The 23,559-nt window shown below is 71.0% G+C and carries 20 protein-coding genes and 1 tRNA gene; 11 read left to right on the top strand and 10 right to left on the bottom strand.

The annotated features are described in order from the left end of the window. Positions 1-117: 117 nt before the first annotated feature. Positions 118-495, top strand: a complete 378-nt coding sequence (locus JHW41_RS16195) for a hypothetical protein (RefSeq protein ID WP_057947055.1) — start codon at positions 118-120, stop codon at positions 493-495. A 137-nt stretch (positions 496-632) separates the two neighbouring features. After that, positions 633-1,028 carry a VOC family protein gene (locus JHW41_RS16190; RefSeq protein WP_057947056.1) on the top strand — a complete coding sequence of 132 codons (396 nt, stop codon included), beginning with the start codon at positions 633-635 and terminating at the stop codon, positions 1,026-1,028. Between the two features lie 65 nt (positions 1,029-1,093). On the opposite strand, the gene JHW41_RS16185 is transcribed toward JHW41_RS16190, so the two are convergent. From JHW41_RS16185 to rnd, 4 genes are all read right to left on the bottom strand, one after another. Further along, entirely contained in the window at positions 1,094-2,518 is a 1,425-nt protein-coding gene (locus tag JHW41_RS16185) for an MBOAT family O-acyltransferase (RefSeq protein ID WP_057947057.1), read from the bottom strand. A 37-nt stretch (positions 2,519-2,555) separates the two neighbouring features. Then, on the bottom strand, positions 2,556-3,725 hold the full coding sequence (locus JHW41_RS16180; RefSeq protein ID WP_250443455.1) for an alginate O-acetyltransferase AlgX-related protein: 1,170 nt from the start codon (positions 3,723-3,725) through the stop codon (positions 2,556-2,558). A gap of 355 nt (positions 3,726-4,080) precedes the next feature. Then, positions 4,081-4,156 (bottom strand) — tRNA-Ala (locus tag JHW41_RS16175). Between the two features lie 102 nt (positions 4,157-4,258). Next, positions 4,259-5,371: a ribonuclease D gene (gene rnd, locus JHW41_RS16170; RefSeq protein WP_250443453.1), complete on the bottom strand. Its 1,113-nt coding sequence runs from the start codon at positions 5,369-5,371 to the stop codon at positions 4,259-4,261. Between the two features lie 247 nt (positions 5,372-5,618). Here rnd and JHW41_RS16165 point away from each other — a divergent pair, with 247 nt between their 5' ends. Both JHW41_RS16165 and JHW41_RS16160 read left to right on the top strand, forming a co-directional pair. Beyond that, complete coding sequence (locus JHW41_RS16165; protein ID WP_250443450.1) at positions 5,619-7,466, top strand: formylglycine-generating enzyme family protein; 1,848 nt, start codon at positions 5,619-5,621, stop codon at positions 7,464-7,466. Positions 7,467-7,633: 167 nt separating this feature from the next. Next, positions 7,634-8,560, top strand: a complete 927-nt coding sequence (locus JHW41_RS16160; protein ID WP_057947060.1) for a M48 family metallopeptidase — start codon at positions 7,634-7,636, stop codon at positions 8,558-8,560. A gap of 305 nt (positions 8,561-8,865) precedes the next feature. Here JHW41_RS16160 and phbB (JHW41_RS16155) read toward each other — a convergent pair whose 3' ends face one another. The 4 genes from phbB (JHW41_RS16155) to gluQRS form a co-directional block, all read right to left on the bottom strand. After that, the gene (phbB, locus tag JHW41_RS16155; protein ID WP_250443447.1) at positions 8,866-9,606 is read right to left on the bottom strand and encodes an acetoacetyl-CoA reductase; all 741 of its coding nucleotides are present in this window, start codon (positions 9,604-9,606) and stop codon (positions 8,866-8,868) included. 221 nt (positions 9,607-9,827) lie between these two features. Then, positions 9,828-10,340 (bottom strand): polyhydroxyalkanoate synthesis repressor PhaR, encoded by a 513-nt coding sequence (gene phaR / locus JHW41_RS16150; protein ID WP_057947062.1) that lies wholly within the window; start codon positions 10,338-10,340, stop codon positions 9,828-9,830. Between the two features lie 467 nt (positions 10,341-10,807). Beyond that, the gene (gene phbB, locus JHW41_RS16145; protein ID WP_250443446.1) at positions 10,808-11,548 is read right to left on the bottom strand and encodes an acetoacetyl-CoA reductase; all 741 of its coding nucleotides are present in this window, start codon (positions 11,546-11,548) and stop codon (positions 10,808-10,810) included. A gap of 45 nt (positions 11,549-11,593) precedes the next feature. Further along, a complete protein-coding gene (gluQRS, locus tag JHW41_RS16140; RefSeq protein ID WP_250451071.1) occupies positions 11,594-12,541 on the bottom strand; it encodes a tRNA glutamyl-Q(34) synthetase GluQRS in 948 nt (315 codons plus the stop codon). Between the two features lie 241 nt (positions 12,542-12,782). Here gluQRS and htpX point away from each other — a divergent pair, with 241 nt between their 5' ends. Next, complete coding sequence (gene htpX, locus JHW41_RS16135) at positions 12,783-13,697, top strand: protease HtpX (protein ID WP_250443443.1); 915 nt, start codon at positions 12,783-12,785, stop codon at positions 13,695-13,697. Between the two features lie 145 nt (positions 13,698-13,842). Here the strand turns inward: htpX and JHW41_RS16130 are convergent, their stop codons facing one another. Together JHW41_RS16130 and epmB are read right to left on the bottom strand one after the other, a co-directional pair. After that, the gene (locus JHW41_RS16130; RefSeq protein WP_057947065.1) at positions 13,843-15,933 is read right to left on the bottom strand and encodes an EAL domain-containing response regulator; all 2,091 of its coding nucleotides are present in this window, start codon (positions 15,931-15,933) and stop codon (positions 13,843-13,845) included. A gap of 179 nt (positions 15,934-16,112) precedes the next feature. Continuing rightward, complete coding sequence (gene epmB, locus JHW41_RS16125) at positions 16,113-17,144, bottom strand: EF-P beta-lysylation protein EpmB (RefSeq protein WP_250443440.1); 1,032 nt, start codon at positions 17,142-17,144, stop codon at positions 16,113-16,115. Positions 17,145-17,396: 252 nt separating this feature from the next. On the opposite strand from epmB, the gene efp reads away from it, so the two are divergent. The 6 genes from efp to folE2 all read left to right on the top strand — a co-directional run bounded on the left by efp (position 17,397) and on the right by folE2 (position 23,174). Next, entirely contained in the window at positions 17,397-17,963 is a 567-nt protein-coding gene (efp, locus tag JHW41_RS16120) for an elongation factor P (RefSeq protein WP_057947067.1), read from the top strand. A 391-nt stretch (positions 17,964-18,354) separates the two neighbouring features. Continuing rightward, positions 18,355-19,695 (top strand): TRZ/ATZ family hydrolase, encoded by a 1,341-nt coding sequence (locus JHW41_RS16115; protein WP_250443437.1) that lies wholly within the window; start codon positions 18,355-18,357, stop codon positions 19,693-19,695. Positions 19,696-19,859: 164 nt separating this feature from the next. Next, the gene (ubiG, locus tag JHW41_RS16110) at positions 19,860-20,636 is read left to right on the top strand and encodes a bifunctional 2-polyprenyl-6-hydroxyphenol methylase/3-demethylubiquinol 3-O-methyltransferase UbiG (RefSeq protein WP_250443435.1); all 777 of its coding nucleotides are present in this window, start codon (positions 19,860-19,862) and stop codon (positions 20,634-20,636) included. Next, positions 20,633-21,319, top strand: coding sequence for a phosphoglycolate phosphatase (locus tag JHW41_RS16105; RefSeq protein ID WP_250443432.1), 687 nt, complete (start codon positions 20,633-20,635; stop codon positions 21,317-21,319). The genes ubiG and JHW41_RS16105 overlap by 4 nt, the downstream gene beginning before the upstream one ends. Positions 21,320-21,327: 8 nt before the next feature. Next, the gene (locus JHW41_RS16100) at positions 21,328-22,149 is read left to right on the top strand and encodes a phytoene/squalene synthase family protein (RefSeq protein WP_250443429.1); all 822 of its coding nucleotides are present in this window, start codon (positions 21,328-21,330) and stop codon (positions 22,147-22,149) included. A gap of 89 nt (positions 22,150-22,238) precedes the next feature. Continuing rightward, positions 22,239-23,174: a GTP cyclohydrolase FolE2 gene (gene folE2, locus JHW41_RS16095; RefSeq protein WP_250443426.1), complete on the top strand. Its 936-nt coding sequence runs from the start codon at positions 22,239-22,241 to the stop codon at positions 23,172-23,174. Positions 23,175-23,559 lie beyond the last annotated feature (385 nt).

The raw sequence follows: 23,559 nt of genomic DNA, 5'->3' as shown, positions 1-23,559 counted from the left end.
CACGTCCCGGTAACGCCGGCGGCGCCAAGATGGCCCGCAGCAATGGCGCCCGCATTCGCGATGCGCCGGCACCCAACACGAGCCGGGATCGCGCCTGGGCCCGGCCGGGAGACGAAGATGCGCAGCGCACGGCGTTCCCAATCGCAACTGATCGCCATCGGCCAGCACGCGCCGTGGGTGATCGCCAGCCGGCTCGGCGCGATCTCGCGCGCGGCGTCGGCACCGAGCGCGCGCGATGTGCGCGAACTGCAGCGCATGGTCGACGAAAAATGGCTGGCGCTCGGCGACGCCTGGTGGCAGATGTCGATGCAGTGGTGGCAGTGGCAGGCCGGCTGGTGGTTGCGCCCGCAACCCTGGCTGGGCCCGGCCGGCGACGATCCGCTGCGCTGGTGGCGCGAGGCGGCGCGCGCCGGCGACGCGGTGTTGGCCAGCGGATTGCGGCCGGTCGCGCGAACGGTCGCACACAACCGGCGGCGGCTGGCGGCGCGGTCCTGACGCGGCTGCGCCGCGCGGATCGCGCCCGGCGCCGCGGCTTCACACTTCGACACGATTCGCTTGCCGTCGCGGCAACGCCGGCGGCGCTACCCTGCAGCTTCCGCGACCGCGGGTCGCGACGAAGCCGAGGCCGCGCCATGCCCGTCCAGGTCTGCCCGTTCCTGATGTTCGCCGGCCGATGCGAGGCCGCGATGAACCTCTATGTCTCGCTGATCCCCGACAGCCGCATTCTCGAGGTGCGCCGCTACGGCCCGGGCGAGCAGGGGCCCGAGGGCTCGGTGATGGTCGCCAGCTTCGCCCTCGGCGACCTGACCGTGATGTGCAGCGACAGCCCGGTCGAGCACGCCTTCGACTTCACTCCGTCGAGCTCGCTGTTCGTGACCTGCGAGTCGCGCGAACAGCTCGACGTCCTGGCGCAGGCGCTGGGCGAGGGCGGCAAGGTGCTGATGCCGCTGGACAATTACGGCTTCAGCCAGCGATTCGCCTGGGTACAGGACCGCTTCGGAGTGTCGTGGCAGCTCAACCTGGACTGATGCGCCCAGGCCAGTGCGGGTGCACGCGCGCGGCCGCCTGCGCGGCCGCGCGGCGCGGTCGGGCCTCAGAACTGGAAGTAGATGAACGGGTTGAACCCGCTTTCCACCACCGAGATGCAGGCCAGGAAGTACAACACCGCGCAGTAGACCGGCATCAGCGCCGGCGTCTTGAAGCTGAAGCTGCGCAGCTTGTCGAAGGTCGGGCGGCCGATCAGGCAGATCAACGCGGCCAGGGCCAGCAGGAACAGGATCTTGGGATTGGCCAGCATCCGGTTGGCCTCGACCCACAGCGGCACCGACGGTTCCAGCCCGAACATGGCCTTGAGCAGCTTGCCGGTGGTGGCCAGGTCCTTGGAGCGGAACGGCACCCACAACAGGGTCACCAGCGCGAACACCCACAGGTTCGCCGCCGGCAGGTTCTGCAGGCGCAGCAGCTTGGCGCGCTCCAGCACCAGCAGCAGGCCGTGGCCCAGGCCCCAGACCAGGAAGGTGTAGGCCGCGCCGTGCCACAGGCCGCACAGCACGAAGATCACCAGCAGGTTGAAGTAGGTGCGCTGGGCGCTGCCGCGATTGCCGCCGAGCGGGATGTAGAGGTAGTCGCGGAACCAGCGCGACAGGGTCATGTGCCAGCGCCGCCAGAACTCGGTCACGCTGTGCGAGGTGTAGGGGCGGTCGAAGTTCTGCGGGAAGCGGAAGCCCATCATCCGCGCCATGCCGATCGCCATGTCGGTGTAGCCGGAGAAGTCGAAGTAGATCTGGAAGGAGTAGCACAGCGCGGCCAGCCACGCCGAATAGGTCGACAGGTGCAGGTCGCCGGAGTGGACCACGTCGACCACCGAACCCAGCGGGTCGGCGATCAGGATCTTCTTGGCCAGGCCGACGATGAAGATCAGCAGGCCCCAGTACACGTCGCGGCCGACCAGGCCGCGGCGCTCGATGCCCAGCTGCGACTTGATCTCGGCGAAGCGCACGATCGGCCCGGCGACCAGATGCGGGAACAGGAAGATGTAGATCGCGAACTTGGCGACGCTGCGCTCGGCCGGGATGTGGCGCTGGTAGACGTCGACCAGGTAGGAAATGAAGTGGAAGCTGTAGAACGAGATGCCCAGCGGCAGGATCCAGCCGAGCTTGGCCGGATCGAACGCGGCCATCGGGCCGAGGAAGTCGGCGGCGATCTGGGCGAAGAACACCAGGTACTTGAACAGCAGCAGCGGGATCAGGTTCATCGCCACGCCCAGCCACAGCGCCAGCCGGTCGGCCGGCAGCGCGCCGATGCGGCGATCGCGCAAGCGCTCGATCAGGTGGCTCAGCGCCCAGTTGGCGGCGACCAGGCCCAGCGGCAGCAGCGTGAACGGGCCCGCGCCCAGCGCGTAGAACAGCACGCTCGACAGCAGGATCCAGGCGTTGCGCAGCGCGCGCGGCAACAGGAAATACAAGCCGAAGAACAGCGGGAAGAAAACGAACAGGAAAGCGGGAGACGAGAAGACCATCGGCGTTCGGCGGCTGGAAGACGGAAGAAGTGGCGGGTTACGAAGCGAACACCGACCACGCCGGAGAGATGTCGAGCAGCTGGATGATCAGGTACTTGCAGCCGCGCGCGCGGGCCGTTTCCGGCGCCTGCAGCACCGAGCCGTTGCGGTCGAAACGGGTGAAGGATTCGAAGTGGTCGCCCAGGCCGACCCGGACCATGCCGTCGGAGAAGCTGTTGCCGAACAGGCAGGTGTTGGGCAGCAGCCCCTTGCCCGGCAGGCTGTCGGTGTCGAACTCCAGCCCGGTCTCGGCGGTGCTGCGCGCGTTGTAGACGTGGAAGTCGGCCCAGTTCTTCTTGACCCCGGGCTCCACCAGCGGCTTGGCGTGCAGCAGCGCGGCGAAGCGCATGTCGCTGCCGACGTACGGCGTTTCCTCGACTTCCAGCGGGTAGGCCCATTGCTTGGGCGAACCCTCCAGCTTGGCGATGCGCGCGACCACGTCCATCGCCACCAGCCGCGCGCTCAGGTCGGTCCAGTGGAAATCCTGGCGGAAGAACAGCGGGAAGTTGGACTGCTCGGCGCGCATCAGCGCGTAGAGATCGACGAACTGCAGCTGCGGCGTCTGCTTGAGCCGGTTGTAGAACGCGAAGAAGCGCGAGGGCTGCGGCAGGCGCGGGGCGAAGAACGGCAGCCGGCTCTGGTCGAAGTGCGCGCGCTGCAGCGGCGCGATCCAGATCACGGTGACGCCCTGGGCGCGCGCGCGCTGGTCGAAGGCGGCCACGCCGTTGCGGGTCTTCTCGATCGCCTCGTCGGTGGCGAACAGGCGCTCGGCCGCCGGCAGCTCGTTGTCGAGCAGGTTGCGGCCGTAGATTTCGCGGCGCTTGCCGAAGTAGACCCGGCTGGAGGAGCGGAACAGCGAGTAATCGAGCTGGTTCTTCAGCCGGATCATCAGGCTGCGGTAGGCGAGGTTGTCGTTGAACCAGCGGTCGACGGCGACATAGTTCTTGTCGATCGCGAGCGCGCCGCCTTCCCAGGCGCTCGGGAACTCGGCGAGCTTGCGCAGTTCCTGCACCTTCTCCACATCCGGCGGCTGCTTGCGCAGGGTCAGCACGGCCGGGACCAGGCTGGCGGCGAAGATCGCCGCGCAGAACGCGAACTGCAGCGCCGTGCGAAGCTTGAGGCGGGAGGCCGAACGCAGCGGGCCGGCGGTTTCGGCGTTGTACGACATCGCCTTCCTAATGCATGGGGGAGCGCGCCGGGGCGCGGTGCTCCGTAGGTCCGTAAAGAGTGTTTTGCAGTCACACCCCGTGTGCCCGCGGTGCGCATCATAGCGCAGGGGCGGACCGGTCTAGGCGCGGTCCGGCCGAGCCGGCCGCGGCCAGCGGCCCGGAGCGGGTATGCGATCCATGGGAGAGGGCGTCGCCGGCGTTTCGCGGCGCTTTCGGCACCCCGGTCTCAGTTCCGTCCGGGCGCTACGCCGGCGCGACCGCGCGCGATGCCCGGCTGCGGCGCCGCGCGGGACGCGCGCAAACCGCGCAAACAAAAAGGCCGACGATCGCTCGTCGGCCTTTTCGTGAATCGAGTGGTGGAGCCAGGGAGGATCGAACTCCCGACCTCGTCATTGCGAACGACGCGCTCTCCCAGCTGAGCTATGGCCCCACATGAAACTGAGGCGGCAAGTTTAGCGGGCCTGCGGCGGGCGCGCTAGCCCCGAGGCGAAAATTCGCGCTGGCGCCCGGCTCGCCGCAACGGCCTCGCGGCTCAGGCGGCGCCGCCCGGCGCGGCCAGCAGCGGCGCCAGCGCCGGTTCCAGCGCGGCGCGGCGCCAGCCGGACAGGGCCTCGGGCCATTCGCCGTGGTCGAGCAATGCCTCCAGCCAGCGGCGCGAGGCCAGCACGCCGTCGGGCAGGCCGAGCGCGGCGCTGCGGCCGGCCACGGCCTCCTGCAACTGGCGCAGGCGCTGTTTGTCGCGGGTCTCGGCGACGCCGGCGTCGGGCGCCTGCGCTTCGTCGGCCAGCGGCGTGGACAGCGCGGTCCAGATCGCCTCGACCAGCTTGCGCGGAGCCTTGGGGTGGCTCTCGATCTGGCGCTGCAGCGCGTCGCGGTCGGCCGGCGCCTGGCGGGCGATGGCCACGGCCAATTCGTTGTCGAGGATCCAGCTGCGCGGCTTGTCGCTGTCGCGGGCATAGCCGTCGCGCCAGCGCAGCAGCCGCAGCAGGCGCCGCTGCGCGGCCGCGTCGAGGAACTGGGCGCTGCGCATCGACAGGTGCGGCCAGCGCTCGGGCGCCTCGTTCTCGGCGTTGACCACGGTGCGCGCGGCGTCCTCGGCCAGCCACTGCTGCCGGCCGAGCTGGGCGAGCAGGCCGTCGAGCGCGTCGTGCATGGCGAACAGGTGGCGCACGTCGTCGGCGGCGTAGTCCAGCTGCGACGGCGACAGCGGCCGGCGCATCCAGTCCGAGCGGGTCTCGCCCTTGGGCAGGGCCACGCCGGTGAGCTGTTCGACCAGTTTCTGGTAGCCCAGGCCGCCGCCGATGCCGGCCAGCGCCGCGGCCTGCTGGGTGTCGAACAAGGGCTTGGGCACCACGCCGCAGGCGTGCTTGAACGCGACCAGATCCTCGCTCGGGCTGTGCACCAGCTTGAGGATGGCGGTGTCGGCCAGGATCGGCGCCAGCGCCTGGGTCATGCCGGGGCGCAGCGGATCGACCAGCAGGATCGTCGGCTCGTCCTCGCCTTCGCGCTCGATCGCGATCTGCACCAGGGCCAGCTGCGGCCAGTAGGTGCGTTCGCGGATGAACTCGGTGTCGAGCCCGATGCGCGCGGGCCGGGTGTCGAAATGCGCTTGCAGCGCGGCGGGGGTGTTGATCCAGACGGGCATGGGCGGCGAGCGGGAAGCGGAGTCGGCCGGGTCGGGGCCCGGGCGGGCGACAATAGCTCAAATCGCGTGGGGAAGCCGGAACGGCCGGGAAAAAACCGCAAATCGCCTGCGAAATCGCGCGTCGCGGGCTTTGCCGATCCGGTCGCGGCCGCGCCCGCGGCCGGCCGCGGGCGCCGTCGATTCCCGGCGGCGGCCGCTGAGACGATATGCTGCGCGGGTCTTCGCATCCCCCGCAGAGGCCGCAGGTTTGCGCGCAACTCACTGGACCCGCACGCTGATCCTGGGCCTGGCCTGTGCCGGGCTGCTGTGCGGCTGCGGCGAGCGCGAGCGCCGCGCCGACGCGCAAACCGCGCCGCGCCAGCCGATCGTGACGGTCAGCGCCGACCAGGCGGTCTCGCCGGTGCCGCCGTGGCGGCCGCCGGCGGTGGCGGTCGACGAGGACAATCAAGCCGCGCTGCGCAAGCGCGCCGACGCCGCGCTCAAGGCCGGCGACCTCTACGCCAGCGCCGATTCGGCGATCCCGCTGTACCTGGCCCTGCGCGCCTTCGCCCCCGCCGACCGCGCCATCGCCATCGGCCTGGACCGGGCGGTGGCGCTGCTGCTGGCCGAGGGCGACGGTGCGCTCAAGCGCATCGACGAGGAACCGCTGGCGCTGCGCGACGCGCACCGGGCCGCGGCGGTGGCGCGCGCGGTGGCGCCGGAGCACCGCAAGGTCGAGGCGTTCCTGGAACGGCTCGACGCCGCCGACCAGGCCCAGGAGGCCGACCGCCTCGGCGAGGAAGCGCTCAACGCCGGCAACATCGGCGAGGACGGCCAGGCCGGCGGCGCGCTCGCGCATTTCCGCGCCGCGCTGGAGTCGCGCCCGCGCGATGCGCGCGCGCAGCAGGGCATCGCCGCTGCCGAAAGCGCGTTGATCCGCCGCGCCGAACTGGCCGCCGACCGCGACGACTACGCCGGCGCCGAGCGCTGGCTGGCCAAGGCCGCGCTGGTGCGGCCGAAGATGCAGACCGCTTCCGACGCCCAGGGCCGCATCGCCGAGCAGCGCCAGCAGCGCATCCGCCGCCTGCGCGACGAGGGCATCGCGTTGCTGCCCAAGCTGCGCGGCATCGACGACGCGCGCGGCGTGCTGGCGACCCTGCTGCGGATCGCGCCGCCCGGCGACCCGGCCGCGGCCGAGCTGCGCGAGCGGATCGAACTGGCCACCCACTACGGCCTGTTCCGCCCCGGCCAGGTGTTCACCGACGCCACCGACCAGGGCGGGCGCGGCCCGCAGATGGTGGTGATCCCGCACGGCGCGTTCCGCATGGGCGCCGAAGCGGGCGAGGCCGATTCCAGCGACGCCGAGCGGCCGCTGCGCAATATCCGCTTCGAGCGCGGCCTGGCGGTGTCGCGCTACGAGATCACCGTCGGCGAGTTCCGCCGCTTCATGAACGCCAGCAAGCATCGCGCCCGCGCCAGCCGCCGCGGTTACTCCATCGCCTACGACGAGCGCAGCGGCAACCTGGTGCGGCGCGGCGGCGTGGACTGGAGTTCCGACTACGCCGGCAAGCCCGCCGCCGACAACCTGCCGGTGGTCCACGTCAGCGCCAAGGACGCCACCGCCTACGCCGAGTGGCTGTCGGCCACCACCGGCCAGCGTTACCGCCTGCCCAGCGAGGCCGAGTACGAATTCGCGCTGCGCGCCGGCACCCAGGGCCGCTATCCCTGGGGCGACGGCGCGCCGCCGGCCAAGGCCGGCAACCTCACCGGCGCGCTCGACGTCTCGCCCAGCGGACGGCGCTGGCGCAACGCCTTCCCCGGCTACGGCGACGGCGCCTGGGGTCCGGCGCCGGTCGGCAGCTACGCGGCCAATGCATTCGGCCTTCACGACATGGGCGGCAATGTCAGCGAGTGGGTGGCCGACTGCTGGCACGACAACTACCGGCGCGCGCCGCGCGACGGCGCGGCATGGTTCAACCCCGGCTGCCGCACGCGGGTGTTCCGCGGCGGCGCCTGGTCGAGTTCGCCGGCGCAGTCGCGCGCGGCGTGGCGGCAGGGCAGCAGCGCCGACACCACCAACGGGCGCCTGGGCTTCCGCGTGGTGCGCGATATCTGATTTGATGTCCGCGCGCGCGGCGCGGCGGCGAAAGCGGAAGCGGCAGGGGCGGCGAGGCGCGGGCGGGCAGGCGGCACAATGTTGGCGAACGGCCACGGCGCGCGCCGGGGGCGGATTTCAAGCGACGGATCGAGGCGGCGACGCCCGGCATTTTCGGGAGCAGGCGGATGAGAGTGGACCCTTACGGCAACCAGGCCCGGGGCGGGCGGCGCGGGTTCGGCGGATTCCGCTGGTGGATCCTGTTGCTGTTCGGCCTGTACGCGGCGTGGTCGTGGTTCGGCAGCGCCAAGACCGATCCCTACACCGGCGAGACCGCGCACTACGGCACCAGCGCCGACGAGGAAGTGCAGCTCGGCGAGCAGGCCTTCGTGCAGGTGCTCAACGACGCCAACTCGCAGCGCGCGCTGCTGCCGTCGAGCGCGCCGCAGAGCCAGGCGGTCAGCCAGATCGCCCAGCGCCTGATCGACAAGGTGCCGCAGGTGACACAGGCGCTGGCGAAACAGAACAACCAGGAAGCGCCGACCGACTACCGCAGCTTCAAGTGGAGCGTGGCGGTGATCAACTCGCAGGAGGCCAACGCCTTCTGCCTGCCCGGCGGCAAGATGGCGGTCTACACCGGCCTGTTCCCGGTGACCCAGAACGACGACGCGCTGGCGGTGGTGATGGGCCACGAGATCGCCCACGCGCTGTTGCGCCACGGTTCGCAGCGCATGGCCCAGCAGAAGCTGGTGCAGCTCGGCCAGGTCGCCGCGGGCGCCGCGGTCGGCGGGATGGACCCGCAACAGCAGCAGATGATCATGGGCGCGCTCGGCGCCGGCGCGCAGTACGGGCTGGTGTTGCCGTACGGGCGCAACCACGAGACCCAGGCCGACAAGGTCGGGCTGATGCTGGCCGCGGCCGCGTGCTACGACCCGCGCCAGGCGGTGCCGCTGTGGCAGCGCATGTCCCAGCTCGGCGGCGGGCAGCGGCCGGCGGAATTCGCTTCGACCCATCCGGACCCGGCCAACCGCATCCAGGCGCTGCAGCAGCTGATGCCGGCGGCGCTGGAGTTCTATCAGGCCAATTGCGCGAACAAGCCGCTGGCTGCGCGCTGAGGCGGGGCGTCGCCGCGACGGCCGCCACAAGCACCAACGAGACAACCATCGCCGTCATTCCGGCGAAAGCCGGAACCCATTTTGATCTTGCGGTTGTTTTTGCTTGCCGCGATGGAGCCTGAAGCAACAGCAAAGTCAAAATGGGTTCCGGCTTTCGCCGGAATGACGGCAATGAGGCAACGGTGCGGTGAGGCAACGGTGCAAGGACGCGACGACGCAGGCGGCGGACGAGGCGAGTGAACGCGGCCGCGTCGAAGCGACTTCGCGACGGCGCCCGAATCCGGCCGCTCAAAAACTCATGAAGCTCAAAAACTCATGAACAAGCCGCCGTTGACCGGAATGTTCGCGCCGGTGATGAACCCGGCGTCGTCCGCGGTCAGGAACTCCACCGTGCGCGCGATCTCGCTCGGCTTGCCCAGCCGCCCGACCGGTATCGACTCGACGATCTTGCTGCGGATCTCTTCCGGCACCGCCGCCACCATCGCCGTCTCGCAATAGCCCGGCGACACCGAATTCACCGTCACGCCCTTGCGCGCGACCTCGCGCGCCAGCGCCATGGTGAAGCCGTGCATGCCGGCCTTGGCCGCGCAGTAGTTGGTCTGGCCGAACTGGCCGGTCTGGCCGTTGACCGAGCTGATGTTGACGATGCGGCCGAAGCCGCGCCCGGCCATCGCGTCCACCGTGTGCCGACACAGGTTGAACACGCCGTCGAGATTGACGTTGAGCACCTCGTCCCAGGCGCGCTTGTCCATCTTGCGCAGGCTGCCGTCGCGGGTGATGCCGGCGGCGTTGACCAGGATGTCGATGCCGCCGTCGCGTCCGGCGATGCGCTCCACCGCCGCGCCGCAGTCGTCGAAGTCGCCGACGTCGGCGGCTTCGAAGCGAATGTCGTGGCCTTGGGTCAGCTGTGCGAATTCGGCGATGCGCTGCGCGCGCGCGCCCAGGTCCAGCGCGATCACGCGGCGGCCGGCGCGGGCCAGGGCCAGGCAGATCTCGCTGCCGAGCCCGCCGATGCCGCCGCTGACCACGGCGATGCGTTTTTCCATGCGATTACCCCAAGCGAAGGCGCGCCCGCGATGAAGGCGCTTAGCGGTCGGACGATGCCGTCAGGGCCGGCGAAGCGGCGACGGCGCGCGGGCGCGGACGCGGATCTGCGCGAGCGCTGGCGAGTCGTGGAGCGCCGCTGTGCGCGCGGCGCGGCGGCAGCGGCGTCCTCCCCAGGACGCCGGCCCGCGCGCGCGCCGGCGCACGCGGACGCAGGCGCGGCTCAACGCTCGCGCTTGCCGGGTTCGGTGCCGCCGGGGCCGGGGCCGGGCTTGGGCTTGGGCGTGACCGGCTGGCCGACGCTGCCCGACAGGTTCTGCTGGAATTCCTTCCACATGTTGAGGTTGCGCTCGGTGAGCTGGTTCATCATCGCCCACGGCGTCTGCCCGAGCATGCCGCCCATCTGGTTGCGGAACTGCTGCTGCTGGTCGAGGAACAGCTGCATCGAGCGTTCCAGGTAGTTGCCCATGAAGCCCTGCAGCGAATCGCCGTAGAAACGGATGATCTGGCTCAGCAACTGGGTCGACAGCACCGGGTCGCCGTCCTGCTCGTGCTCGGCGATGATCTGCAGCAACACCTGCCGGGTCAGGTCGTCGCCGGAGCGGGCGTCGCGGACTTCGAACTCCTCGCCGTCCACGATCAGCTGGCGCACGTCTTCGATGGTGATGTAGCTGGAGATCTCGGTGTCGTAGAGACGACGGTTCGGATACTTCTTGATGACGCGAGTCGAGGCCATTGAGCTTTGGCTCTAAAAACGTGGTGCCTTGCAGCATGGCGCAGGGCGGCGGGCCTTGCAACAGTTGGCGGGAACGGCGCCCGGCGGGCGTCGCGGCGGCTCCGCCGGCGCTCGCGCGCGAGCCGGCGGAATTCCCTGAAAAACGCGGAAAAAGGCCGTGCGGCACGGTCGTGCGGACGCGTGCGCGGCGCGCGGGAGCGGGGATGTACGGTTCACGATGGCGGCCGTTGCGCGGCCTTCGCCGCGTCGGTTGCGCGGACGGCCGCTTGCGGCGCAAGACCTGAACGGGGCTGCGGCGCGGGCGGCCGAAGCGGGCGTGCGCTGCGCGCGCCTGGGATCGAAGTTCGCCGGAGCGAGTTACACGGCTCGGCGCCTGCGATCGAAGCGTGTCGCAGGCAGCGCGTGTCGCAGAGGAAGCGAGCGACCGGCCGCGGCGAGCGCGGCCGGTCCGCAGCGACGGCGGGCCGTCACCAACCCATGTACTGGCCGCCGTTGGCCGAGAGGTTGGCGCCGGTGATCCAGCCGGCTTCGTCGGGGATGAAGAAGCCCACCGCGTAGGCGATCTCTTCCGGCGAGCCGAGGCGGCCGGTCGGGATCTGGGCGATGATCTTGTTGCGCACGTCCTCGGGCACCGCCATGACCATGTCGGTGGCGATGTAGCCCGGCGACACGGTGTTCACGGTGATGCCGAACTTGGCGTTTTCCTGCGCCAGCGAAATGGTGAAGCCGTGCATGCCGGCCTTGGCCGCGGCGTAGTTGGCCTGGCCGTACTGGCCTTTCTGGCCGTTGATCGAGCTGATCTGCACGATCCGGCCCCACTTGCGCTCGCGCATGCCCTCGATCACCGGACGGGTGACGTTGAAGCAGGAGTTGAGGTTGGTGTCGATGACCTCGGTCCACTGCTGCGGCGTCATCCGGTGGAAGGTGGTGTCGCGGGTGATGCCGGCGTTGTTGACCAGGATGTCGACCGGGCCGAGCTGGCGTTCGACCTCGCGCACCAGCGCTTCGGCGTGCTCGGGCGAGGCCACGTCGCCGTGGGCGATGGCGACGTCGAACCCCTGTTCCTTCATCTGCGCCTGCCAGGCGCGCCCCTTGGCCTCGTCTCGATAATTGGTCGCGACCTTGTGCCCCAACTTGGCGAGGCGCTGGACGATCGAGGTGCCGATGCCACCGGTACCGCCGGTGACGAGTGCAACGCGTGACTGCATATGCTGAGCTCTCCATGGCCGCAAAAGGGCGGTCGCGTACCGATTCTAGACAGCATTGGCGTCGGGATCGTTGTGCATCGCGGCGAGACCTGAAGCGGCCTGCGGAATCTGTGCCGGATTGAACGAATCGCGCGCCGCGCGCAGCAGTTGCGTGACAGTTTCCACCGCAACCAGCGCCCGCGCGTCCTGTCCGAGCGCGGCCCAGGCGGCGCGCAGCGCCGGCAGCGGATCGGCCGGGTCCAGCGGATGGGCGGCCTCGGACTTCGACAGTTTGCGGCCGTGCGCGTCGAGCAGCAGCGGCAGGTGGGCGTAGCGCGGCGTCGGCAGGCGCAGCGCGCGTTGCAGCAGGATCTGGCGCGCGGTGGAATCGAGCAGGTCGGCGCCGCGCACCACGTCGGTGACGCCTTGTTCGGCGTCGTCGACCACCACCGCCAACTGGTAGGCCCAGTGGCCGTCGGCGCGGCGCAGGACGAAGTCGCCGACCTCGCGCGCCACGTCCTGGCGCTGGCGGCCGAGCAGCAGGTCGTCGAATTCGACGACCGCGCCGTCGGCGACGCGCAGGCGCACCGCCGGCTGCGGCGCGGCGTGGCCGGGGCGCGGGCCGTGGGCCACGCAGCGCCGGTGCACGCCGCCGCTGGCGGCCAGGTCGCTGCGGCTGCAGTGGCAGGCGAAGGCCAGGTCCTGCGCGAGCAGGCGATCCAGCGCGGCCTGGTATTGCGCATGGCGGCGGCTCTGGCGCAGCACCGGCAGGTCGCTGTCGAGGCCGAACGCGGCCAGCGCGTCGAGTTGGCGCTGCGCGGCGCCGGGAACTTCGCGCGGCGGGTCGAGGTCTTCGATACGCACCAGCCATTCGCCGCCGGCGCGCCGCGCCAGCAACCAACTGGCGAACGCGGCCAGCAGCGAACCGGCGTGCAGGTCGCCGGTGGGCGAGGGCGCGAAGCGGCCGCGATACGCGGGCGTCGCGGCTTCGCTGTCGCCGTTGTCGCCGTCGATGGAATGTTTATGTCCGGACAATGAACGAAAACCCGTGGCGCTGCGGTGGTCGTGCGGATTCTCGTTGAATTAACGCGCGCTTCGCCACATTTCCACATCAACGGCGTCGGCCAGACCGGCGCCATGCCCGCACAGGGCACGCCCGACAGGGATCGTCGAACACCAGGGCCGCGCGGGCGCGCGGCTCCGTCGCCAGGGCCGCGCGCAGCGGCTCCAGCGCCCAGACGAAGACGATAAGACCATGTTCAAACGCATAGCCCTGTTCCTCGCCACCAACCTGGCCGTCCTGGTCCTGCTCGGCATCGTCATGTCGGTGCTGCAGAACGTGTTCGGCATCCGCCTGGGCAACAACGGCGCGATCCTGGTCATGGCCGCGGTGTTCGGTTTCGGCGGTTCGCTGATCTCGCTGCTGATGTCCAAGTGGGTGGCCAAGAAATCCACCGGCGCCTACGTGATCGAGCAGCCGCGCAACGAGACCGAGCAGTGGCTGGTCGCCACCGTGCGTCGCCAGGCCCAGGCCGCCGGCATCGGCATGCCGGAAGTGGCGATCTACGACGCGCCGGAAATCAACGCCTTCGCCACCGGCGCCAACCGCAACAACTCGCTGGTCGCGGTGTCGACCGGCCTGATCCGGGCGATGACCCGCGACGAGGCCGAGGCAGTGCTGGCGCATGAGGTCAGCCACGTCGCCAACGGCGACATGGTCACCATGGCGCTGATCCAGGGCGTGCTCAACACCTTCGTGCTGGTCGCCGCGCGCATCGTCGGCGGCTGGATCGACGCGATGATGAGCGGCAACCGCGAAGGCGGCGGCCGCGGCCTGTTCTACTTCGTCACCGTGTTCGCGCTCGACATCGTGTTCGGCCTGCTCGCCAGCATGATCGCGATGGCGTTCTCGCGTTACCGCGAGTTCCGCGCCGACGCCGGCGGCGCGCGCCTGGCCGGCCGCGAGAAGATGATCGCCGCGCTCAAGCGCCTGTCGCTGACCTACGGCGAGAGCACCCTGCCGAACCAGGTCCAGGCCTTCGGCATCAGCGGCGCGGTCGGCCACGGCCTGTCCAAGCTGATGCGCAGCCATCCGCCGCTGGAGGAGCGCATCCAGGCCCTGATCGACGCTCCGCAGGAGCGCGCCAGCGGCTCGGCCGTGGTCCGCTGATCGCCGCGGCCCGCGCAACGAAAAAGCCCGCCGACCGGCGGGCTTTTTCTTGTTCGGCTTGCGGGCTTTTCGAAGGAAGCCGGCCCGGAGAGAGCGGATCGGCGAGCGCGGCCAACCGGGCCTTTCCGATTCCGCGCTCGCGGCCTTACTGGAAGTCGTAATCCATCTCCGGCCCCGCCGCGGCCAGGAAATGCCCCTGCGCGTAGTCGATCCCGGCCGCGAACAGCAGGCTCATGCTGGCCGCGTCCTGGACGAACTCGGCGATGGTCTGCCGGCCCAGTTCGCGCGCCTTCTCGGCGATCTCGCGCACGCGCTGCTGATGGTCGGGGTGGCTGGTCAGGTCTTCCATGTAGCCGCGGTCGATCTTGAGGAAGGCCGCGTCGAAATGGTTGAGCAACTGGAACGAATTGAGCCCGGCGCCGAACTGCTCCAGCCCCACGCGCACGCCGTAGTGGTAGACCCGCGACTGGAACTCCTGCGCCGCGCGCAGGTTGGTGAACACCTTCGACTCGGGCAACTGCAGCACCAGCAGCTTGCCGTCGGCGCCGTGCTTGGCCAGTTGTTCGACGATGTGCTGCTGCAGGCTCTCGTCCTGCAGCGAGGCCTGGGTGATCTTGACCAGCAAGGTCGTGCGCTTGCCCTGACGCATGCGCTCGCCGATCACCTGGATCGCCTTGCCGACGACCCAGCGGTCGATCTCCCACAGCAGGCCGTGTTCCTCGGCGATCTGCAGGAACGACAGCGGCTGGACCAGCTCGCTGCCGTCGTCCGGACCCGCGCTCTGCATGCGCAGGTAGGCCTCGTACATCTCGATCGGCTCGCCGTGCAGGTTGATCAGCGGCTGGTAGTTCATGACGAAGCGGTCGGCGTCGAGCGCGTCGCGGATGCGCGCGACCCAGGCGGCGATGCGCTCTTCCTCGGCGCGGTCGGCCGCGCCGGGGTCGAACAACTCGCTGCGGTTGCCGCCGATGTCGGCCGCCGACTGCAGGCATTGGCTGGCCTTGCCCAGCACCGCGGTGACGCTGGCGATCTTCTCGCCGATCTGCACGCCGCCGATGCTGGCGGTCGCGCTCAGGGCGAGCTGGCCGGCTTCGATCACGCGTTCGGAGAACGCCGCGCGCAGCCGCTCGGCCAGGTCGGAGGTGTGCTGGTGGTCGCTGCGCAGGGTCAGCACCGCGAACTGGTGCTCGCCGAAGCGCGCGGCCACGTCGTCGGCGCCGATCGCCTCGCGCAGGCGCTGGCCGCAGGCGGCGATCAGCTGGTCGGCCTGGTCCAGGCCGATTTCCTGCAGCAGCTGGTTGTAGTGGTCCGGCTCGACCAGCAGCAGGCCGTGGTGGGCGTCGCCGTGGGCGGCGTCGGCGACCGCGTCCTCGAGCTGGCGCAGGAAGGTCGCGCGGTTGAGCAGGCCGGTGACCTGGTCGCGCTGGCGCAGCGCTTCGACCTCGCGCGCCAGTTCCGGATCGATCTCCTGCCGGCGCAGCACCACCTGCAGGCAGTGCTCGCCCTCGTAGGTGGCCGGAGTGAACTCCATCACCGCCGGGAATGCGTTGCCGTCGAGGGTGCGGGCCTGGGTCTCGTAGCTCGGCGGCGGCGGCTCGCCCTTGCTGAGCTGCTTGAGCAGTTGCTTGAAGCCGTCGACCTGGCCGGGCGCGACCAGGTCGAGCAGGGACATGCCCTCGATGTCCTCGAACGATTCGAAGCCGAACATCTCCAGGTACGCCGCGTTGGCGCGGATGTGCATGCCTTCGTGGATGTAGGCGATGGGATCGCGCGAGGAGTCGATCAGCGCGTCGCAGCGGCGTTCGGTCTCGCGCACCTGGGCCTCGAGCTTGCGCAGCGAGCGGCGCGCTTCCAGGTCGGCCCATTCCGAGCGCACCCGGTGCTGCAGGTGGCCGATGTTGGAGCGCAGGACGATGCCGCGCGCGCCGATCTCCATGATCCCGAGCAGGGCGGTCTCGTCGACGGCTTCCATCATCACCAGCACCGGCAAGTCCTTGCCGCTGGCGTCGACCGCCTGCATCAGCTTGGCCAGCGAGACGTGGCGCGAGTTGCGCGCGGCCAGGACCAGATCCGGCGGGTGCTGCAGGATCAGCGCGGCCAGCTCCTGTTCGCTTTCCGGGCGCGTGGGCCGCACCGCGATGCCGCTGTTGCGCAGCGCGCTGACGATGGCTTCGGCCGCCTCCACGCTGTCGTCGACGATCAGCAAGCGCAGCACCATGTCTTTGCCGAATTGCATTCACCACCTCCGTGGGCCGGTTTTATGACACGAAGCGCCGGCCTCGTCCACGCGGGGACGAGAATCTGTGACCCGTTGTAGGGTTCGAACACGCCACGGATGCGAAGCTGATCGACTTTGCGCGCGCGCCAAGCCGCAACCTGCGGCGTTCCCCATCAAACCCCAGCCAGATTACAACCTTACAACGGACGCTTGCCCGGGTCGCCTGCCACTTCGCGCACCAGCTTGGGCACCAGATACCCCGACAGGCGCGCGGCCAGCGCCCGGTGCAGCGCGCGCGCGTCCTCGTCGGCGACTTCGAAGTGGGCCGCGCCCTGCACGCGGTCGAGCTGGTGCAGGTAGTAGGGCAGCACGCCGGCCTGGTGGCTGCGTTCGCTCAGCGCGGCCAGCGCCTCGACGCTGTCGTTGACGCCGCGCAGCAGCACCGCTTGGTTGAGCAAGGTCGCGCCGGCGTCGCGCAGGCGCCGCATGGCGGCGTCCACCGACGCGTCGAATTCGTTGGCGTGATTGGCGTGCAGCACCACCGCGACCGGCCACGGCAGCGCCGCCAGCCACGCCGTCAGCGCCGCGTCGACGCGTTCGGGCAGCACGATCGGCAGGCGGGTGTGCACGCGCAGGCGCTTGAGGTGCGGCACCGCTTGCAGGGCGTCGGTGAGCTCGGCCAGCTTCGGCGTGGCCAGCGACCAGGGGTCGCCGCCGGACAGGATCACCTCGTCGATGTCCGGATCGGCGGCGATCGCCGCCACCGCCTCGCGCCAGCCGGCCGCGGCCGCGGTCTCCTCGGCGTAGGGGAAGTGGCGGCGGAAGCAGTAGCGGCAGTTGACCGCGCAGCTGCCGGTGGCGATCAGCAGGGCGCGGCCGCGGTACTTGCGGATGACCCCGTGGCCGGCCTTGGCCGCGCCGTCGCCGACCGCGTCCAGGTCGAAACCGGGCATCGGCCGCATTTCCTCGTCCAACGGCAGGACCTGGCGCAGCAGCGGGTCGGCCGGGTCGCCGGGGCGCATGCGCGCGACGAAGCCGCGCGGGACCCGCAGCGGGAACTGCGCCGCGGCCTGGGCGGACACCCCCAGCGCGCGCGGGTCCAGCCCCAGCAGGCCCAGCAGCTCGCCCGGGTCGCGCACCGCGTCGCGCCACAGCGCCTGCCAGCGCGGCGGCGCGGCGGCGCCCTGGGCGGGGGCCGGGTGCGAGAGGGGATGCGCAGCAGGTATCATGCGGGGCTAGCCTTCAGGGTTCCGATCGCGGTGCCCGGGTCCCGCAGCGGCGGTTTCGCCGCGGACGGGGCCGGCGCAGCCCGACATTCTAGCCTTCCCCGCGCCGCCTGGCGGCCGCGGGGCCGCGTCCGGTCCCGGACGGGGGCCGGCGCGGGAGCGGCGCCGACGACGGCGGCTGGACGTCCGCGGCCCCGCGCCGCGACGGCCGGAACCTCATTCACCGACACAAATCAATTCGCAGGGAGTTTCACCATGGCCACCCTTGGCATGAACGACGTGAAGAACGGTCAGAAGATCCTGGTCAACAACGATCCGTGCATCATCACCGAGACCGAGTACGTCAAGCCGGGCAAGGGCCAGGCGTTCACCCGCGTCAAGTACCGCAGCATCAAGTCCGGCCGCGTGGTCGAAATGACCATGAAGGCGACCGACAGCGTCGAGCAGGCCGACGTGGTCGACACCGACATGCAGTACCTGTACTCCGACGGCGAGTACTGGCACTTCATGAACCAGGAGTCGTTCGAGCAGGTGCAGGCCGACAAGGCCGGCATGGCCGGCGCCGACAAGTGGCTCAAGGGCGAGGAAGAGTGCGTGGTGACCCTGTGGAACGGCACCCCGATCGCGGTCCAGCCGCCGAACTTCGTCGAGCTGAAGATCGTCGAGACCGATCCGGGCGTGCGCGGCGACACCTCCGGCGGCGGCGGCAAGCCGGCGACCCTGGAAACCGGCGCGGTGGTGCGCGTGCCGCTGTTCGTCGGCCAGGAAGAAGTGATCAAGGTCGACACCCGCTCGGGCGAGTACGTCAGCCGGGTGAAGTGACGCATCGGCCCGTGGCCGCCTTGGCGGCCACGGCTTTGCCGATGCGTCATCCTGGCGAAAGCCAGGATCCATTTTGCTGTTGCGGTTGTTTTCGCCTTTGTCGTTTCCAGGCAAGAAAAGCGACGGCAAAATGGATTCCGGCTTTCGCCGGAATGACGGTTTTGAAGGCGCGCGGTTTCGAGGTGGTGCGGCGGAGCTGCGCGGCTAGCGTCGCGATCCACACACAACCCGCTCCCGCTCCCGCGCCAGCGCGGCGAGTCGCGACACCCAAGGCGACACCTGAACGCGGCCGGCACCTGTGGCCGCGTTTTCGCAACACCCGGCCGGCCCGGCCACGGGGCGGCGTCCCCCCTGCGGCCCGAACACCGGCCCAAACCAGCGAGCAGCGCCGATGACCTCCGAACACCAGCCCGTTCCCTGCGACCTGTCCATCGAAGCGGGCTGGGTGGTGCCGGTCGAGCCGCATGCGGTGGTGCTGGAGCACCATGCGGTGATCGTCGACAAGGGCGTCATCGCCGACGTGCTGCCGATCGCGCAGGCGCGCCAGCGCTACGCGCCGGCGCAGACCGTCGGCCGGCCCGAGTCGGCGCTGATCCCGGGCCTGGTCAACGCCCATACCCACAACCCGATGACCCTGTTGCGCGGCATCGCCGACGACTTGCCGCTGATGGAATGGCTGCAAGGCCACATCTGGCCGGTCGAGGCGGCGGTGATCGGGCCGCAGTTCGTCGAGGACGGGATCGCCCTGTCGATCGCCGAGATGCTGCGCGGCGGCACCACCTGCGCCAACGAGAACTACTTCTTCCCCGACGTGCAGGCCGCGGTCTACAAGCGCCACGGCTTCCGCGCCCGGGTCGGCCTGCCGGTGATCGATTTCCCGACCGCCTGGGCCAAGACCTCGGACGAATACTTCGACCGCGCCGGCGAGGTGCACGACCTGTGGCGCGACGACGCGCTGGTCGCGACCGCGTTCGCGCCGCACGCGCCGTACACGGTCAGCGACGCGAACTTCGAGCGCATCCGCATGCTGGCCGACCAGTTGGATCTGCCGATCCACCTGCACACCCACGAGACCGCGCAGGAGATCGCCGATTCGATCAAGCAGTACGGGCAGCGCCCCCTGGCGCGCCTGGATCGGCTGGGCTTGGTCAGCGACCGCCTGATCGCGGTGCACATGACCCAGCTCACCGACGCCGAGATCGAGCTGTGCGCGCAGCGCGGCGTCAGCGTGGTGCATTGCCCCGAATCCAACCTCAAGCTGGCCTCGGGCTTCTGTCCGGCCTGCAAGCTGCACCACGCCGGGGTCAACCTCGCCATCGGCACCGACGGCTGCGCCAGCAACAACGATCTGGACATGTTCGGCGAGACCCGCACCGCGGCGATCCTGGCCAAGGCGGTGGCCAACGACGCCAAGGCGCTGGATGCGTTCAGCGCGTTGCGCGCGGCCACCCTCGGCGGCGCCAAGGCGCTGGGCTTCGACGCCAAGATCGGTTCGATCGAGGTCGGCAAGCAGGCCGACCTGGTCTGCGTCGACCTGGGCCAGCTGGAGACCCAGCCGGTGCACCACGTGGTCTCGCAGCTGATCTACGCGACCGGCCGCCACCAGGTCGGCGACGTGTGGATCGCCGGCAAGGCCAAGCTGCGCGAGCGCGTGTTGGTCGACATGGACACCGCCGCGCTGGTCGCCAACGCGCGCCAGTGGCGCGAGCGCATCGCCGCGATCGCGCGGTGAGCGCGACGGGGCGGTAGCCGGGACGCGAACCGCGATGGTCCGCACGGCCTGCGGCGCTGCGACGCAGTGCGTTCACGCCGGTGGCCGCGGACCTGCTTCACACTAGGCACACGGCACACCGGCCGCGCGCACCGCGCGCGCGGCGACAGAACGAGCAGGCAGGCATGAGCAGCGCAGCAAGCAACGCACCGCACGAGAACGGCGCCGACGGCGCCCCCGGCCGCGACAACTTCAGCCAGGCCGAACTGGACAAGTTCGGCGCCCTCGCCAACCGCTGGTGGGACCCGCAGGGGCCGCAGAAGCCGCTGCACGCGCTCAACCCGGTGCGGCTGGACTACGTGGCCCGGCGCGCGCCCTTGCGCGACGCGCTGGCGCTCGACGTCGGTTGCGGCGGCGGCTTGCTGAGCGAGGCGCTGGCCGCGTCCGGCGCCCAGGTCACCGCGATCGACCTCGCGCCGGAACTGATCAAGGTCGCCAAGCTGCACCGCCTGGAGACCGGGGTTGGCGTCGATTACCGGCTGCAGTCGGTGGAGTCGCTGGCGCAGGAGATGCCGGCGCGCTTCGACCTGATCACCTGCATGGAAATGCTCGAACACGTGCCCGACCCGCGCGCGATCGTGCGCGCTTGCGCCGCCGCGCTGAAGCCCGGCGGACGCCTGTTCCTGTCGACCTTGAACCGCACGCCGGCGGCGTTCGCGCTGGCGATCGTCGGCGCCGAGTACCTGACCCGGCTGGTGCCGCGCGGCACCCATCAGTACCGCGACTTCATCAAGCCGTCCGAGCTGGCCGGGTGGCTGCGCGAGGCCGGCCTGCAACTGGAGGACGTCAGCGGCCTGATGTACGAGCCCTGGCGCAACGCCGCGCGCATCGTCCCGCGCGCCGACGTGAACTACCTGGTCTGCGCGTTCAAGCCCGCCGACGCCCAGGACGCCGCGGCATGAGCGCGGCGCCCGCGGCCGCCTTTCCGCAGGCGGCGTTGTTCGACCTCGACGGCACCTTGCTCGACAGCGCGCCGGACATGCTCGCCGCCGCCAACGCGATGCGCGCCGCGCGCGGGCGCGGGCCGATGCCGCTGGAAGCGCTGCGCCCGCACGTGTCCAAGGGCGCGCGGGCGATGCTCGGCGCGGCCTTCGCCGATGTCGATGCGGGCGAACGCGAAACCTGGGTGCCCGAGTTCCTCGACACCTACGAACGCGAACTCGGCCTGCACGGGGCGCCGTTCCCCGGCGTGGAAGCGATGCTGGCGGCGCTGGAGGCCGCGGGCCGGCCGTGGGGCATCGTCACCAACAAGCCCGAATACCTGGCGCGCAAGCTGATGCCGCTGCTGGGCTGGGACACCCGTTGCGCGGTGCTGATCGGCGGCGACACCCTGGCCGCGCGCAAGCCCGACCCGCTGCCGCTGACGGTGGCCGCGCAGCGCATCGGCGTCGAGCCGGGCGCCTGCGCCTACGTCGGCGACGACGAGCGCGACATCCTTGCCGCGCGCGCCGCCGGCATGCCTTCGGTGGTGGCGCTGTGGGGCTACCGCCTGGAACTGGACGATCCGATCGCCTGGCAGGGCGACGTCCTGGTCGACGACCCGGCCGCGCTGGCCACCGCGGACGCCTGGCCGGCGACGCGATGAAGGCCGCCATGAACGCGCCTGCCGCCGAGGACCCGCCGCACCAGCATCCCGCCCCGGGCCAGCCCGCCCCGGGCCAGCCCGCGCAGGGCCAGCCCGTCCAGGGCCAGCCCAATCAGGAGCAGGCGCTGCAGGACTTCGCCGGCAAATGGCGCGCGCGCTGGCCGGAATGGTCGGTGGCCGAAGTGTTCGTGCCGCGCGCCCAGCGCGGGGTCGCGGTGGCCTGGGCGGCGCTGCAGCAGGAACTGACCGACGCGGCCTGGGGCGGCACCGACGCCTTGCCCGGCGAGGCCAAGCTCGGCTGGTGGATGGAAGAACTGCAAGGCTGGCGCCAGGGCCGGCGCCGGCATCCGCTGGGCCTGGCCCTGCAGCGCCAGGACGCGCCGTGGGCGGCGCTGGCCGCGAGCCTGCCGGGCCTGCGCGACAGCCGCGAACGCCCCGGCGACCGCGGCGAGGCCTTCGACGGCCTGCTGCCGCTGGCCCAGGCCTGCGCGGCGATCGACGCGTCCCTGTTCGACCCGGTGCCCGGACAACTGCCCGAGACGGCGGTGCCGGCGATCCAGTCCTCGCTGCTGGAGGCCCGGCTGGTGCTGCAGGGCGACGCGGCGGTGCCGCTGAGCGTGGTCGCCCGGGCGATGGCGCGGCCCGGCGAGGGCGCGGCGGTGGAATGGAGCCGCGAACTGCTGGCGCAGTGGCCCGAGCGCTTCGGCGCGACCGTGCCGCGACGGCTATGGACCGCGCTGGCGCATACCCGCCTGCAGCGCGGCGACGCGGCCCGGCCGCTGTCGCCGTGGACCGCGCTGCTGGCGGCCTGGCGCGGCGCCCGCAACTGACCGTTGCAAGGCGGGGCCGGGGCAGGCCGGGGCGCCGCCGGTAGAATGGCGAGGTTGCGTAACCCTCACGCGCCCCCACTTTCAGCGTTGTGAATACTCCTTTCGTACCCACTCGTTCGAGCCTGCCCGATGTCGCCTTCGACGCCGCCGCCGCGGCGCGTCCGCTGGACTGGGTCGGCATGTCCCATATCGCCCTGCCGCTGCGCATCGCCGGCGCCGACGGCGCCGTCATCCAGGTGCCGGCCTCGGTCGACGTCGCGGTCAACCTGCGCGACGCCAACGCCCGCGGCATCCACATGTCGCGCATGTACCTGCACCTGCAGAACGCCTTCGCCAGCGAGTCGGTCACCCCGGCCGGCCTGCGCCGGGTGCTGCAGAGCCTGATCGAAGGGCAGGGCGGCATCTCCAGCGCGGCGCGCCTGGTCCTGCGCTACGAGCAACTGCTGCTGCGTCCGGCCCTGGCCAGCGCCAACGCCGGCTGGAAGCGCTATCCGGTCGAGATCGACGCGCGTCTGCTCGACGGCCACCTGCAGCTCGGCCTGCGTTTCGCGGTCGAATACTCCAGCACTTGCCCGGCCTCGGCGGCGCTGTCGCGCCAGCTCAACGCCGAGCGCTTCGTCGCCGATTTCGCCGCCGCCCACCCGCTGTCCACCGCCGTGGTCGGCGAGTGGCTGGCCTCCGAGCGCGGTCTGGCCGCGACTCCGCACGCCCAGCGCAGCCGCGCCGACGTGCGCGTGGAGCTGCGCCCGGCCTTCGACGAACTGCCGCTGACCGCGCTGATCGACGCGCTGGAAGCCGCGCTCGCCACGCCGGTGCAGACCGCGGTCAAGCGCGAGGACGAGCAGGCCTTCGCCCGCCTCAACGCCGAGAACCTGATGTTCTGCGAAGACGCCGCGCGCCGGGTCGCCGCGGCGCTGTCGACGGACCCGCGGATCGAGCGCTTCGACGCCGAAGTAGCGCATTTCGAAAGCCTGCATGCGCACGACGCGGTCGCGCGCGTGACCGGGCACGGCGCGCGCGAGTAAGCGCGCCGGACGCATCGACGGCGGCCGCGACGACTGCGTCGTGGCCGCTTCGTCCTCGAGCCCGCGCGCGCCGATGCCGCGTGCGCGGCGCCGGCATCGAAGCGCCGGCATCGAACCGTTTCGACCGTAGCGCCGGATAGCGAAACGCCGGTCCGCACCGGGCTGCGCGCGAAAAACGGCGGCCTGGAATCAAGCGGCCTTGGCGCCCCGAACAAGGCCGCGCCGCGCTCGCCATCGCCGCGCGATCGCCGTCGCCAACTGTCGTTTTTGCCGGCGGCGGCGCCGGGGCGCGCCGGTGTAGGATCGCGGCCGAAGCCGGCCGCGTGGCGCGGCAATGCGCGGAGGCGTGTGCGCCAGCACAATTTCAAGGTGGAAACCGTGATCG

This window comes from Lysobacter enzymogenes (assembly GCF_023617245.1).
Lineage (GTDB): Bacteria > Pseudomonadota > Gammaproteobacteria > Xanthomonadales > Xanthomonadaceae > Lysobacter > Lysobacter yananisis.
The sequence above is the reverse complement of the archived record's forward strand: the minus strand, read 5'-3'. Positions and strand labels throughout refer to the sequence as shown.

Excerpts from the sequence above, each read along its gene's own strand:
- JHW41_RS16180 (WP_250443455.1), bottom strand. The coding sequence starts at position 3,725 with ATGTCGTACAACGCCGAAACCGCCGGCCCGCTGCGTTCGGCCTCCCGC.
- JHW41_RS16130 (WP_057947065.1), bottom strand. The coding sequence starts at position 15,933 with ATGCAATTCGGCAAAGACATGGTGCTGCGCTTGCTGATCGTCGACGAC.
- phaR (WP_057947062.1), bottom strand. The coding sequence starts at position 10,340 with ATGGCCTCGACTCGCGTCATCAAGAAGTATCCGAACCGTCGTCTCTAC.
- ubiG (WP_250443435.1), top strand. The coding sequence starts at position 19,860 with ATGAGCAGCGCAGCAAGCAACGCACCGCACGAGAACGGCGCCGACGGC.
- JHW41_RS16100 (WP_250443429.1), top strand. The coding sequence starts at position 21,328 with ATGAACGCGCCTGCCGCCGAGGACCCGCCGCACCAGCATCCCGCCCCG.
- JHW41_RS16185 (WP_057947057.1), bottom strand. The coding sequence starts at position 2,518 with ATGGTCTTCTCGTCTCCCGCTTTCCTGTTCGTTTTCTTCCCGCTGTTC.
- JHW41_RS16105 (WP_250443432.1), top strand. The coding sequence starts at position 20,633 with ATGAGCGCGGCGCCCGCGGCCGCCTTTCCGCAGGCGGCGTTGTTCGAC.
- phbB (WP_250443446.1), bottom strand. The coding sequence starts at position 11,548 with ATGCAGTCACGCGTTGCACTCGTCACCGGCGGTACCGGTGGCATCGGC.
- rnd (WP_250443453.1), bottom strand. The coding sequence starts at position 5,371 with ATGCCCGTCTGGATCAACACCCCCGCCGCGCTGCAAGCGCATTTCGAC.
- htpX (WP_250443443.1), top strand. The coding sequence starts at position 12,783 with ATGTTCAAACGCATAGCCCTGTTCCTCGCCACCAACCTGGCCGTCCTG.
- JHW41_RS16115 (WP_250443437.1), top strand. The coding sequence starts at position 18,355 with ATGACCTCCGAACACCAGCCCGTTCCCTGCGACCTGTCCATCGAAGCG.
- JHW41_RS16195 (WP_057947055.1), top strand. The coding sequence starts at position 118 with ATGCGCAGCGCACGGCGTTCCCAATCGCAACTGATCGCCATCGGCCAG.
- JHW41_RS16160 (WP_057947060.1), top strand. The coding sequence starts at position 7,634 with ATGAGAGTGGACCCTTACGGCAACCAGGCCCGGGGCGGGCGGCGCGGG.
- phbB (WP_250443447.1), bottom strand. The coding sequence starts at position 9,606 with ATGGAAAAACGCATCGCCGTGGTCAGCGGCGGCATCGGCGGGCTCGGC.
- JHW41_RS16190 (WP_057947056.1), top strand. The coding sequence starts at position 633 with ATGCCCGTCCAGGTCTGCCCGTTCCTGATGTTCGCCGGCCGATGCGAG.
- epmB (WP_250443440.1), bottom strand. The coding sequence starts at position 17,144 with ATGATACCTGCTGCGCATCCCCTCTCGCACCCGGCCCCCGCCCAGGGC.
- efp (WP_057947067.1), top strand. The coding sequence starts at position 17,397 with ATGGCCACCCTTGGCATGAACGACGTGAAGAACGGTCAGAAGATCCTG.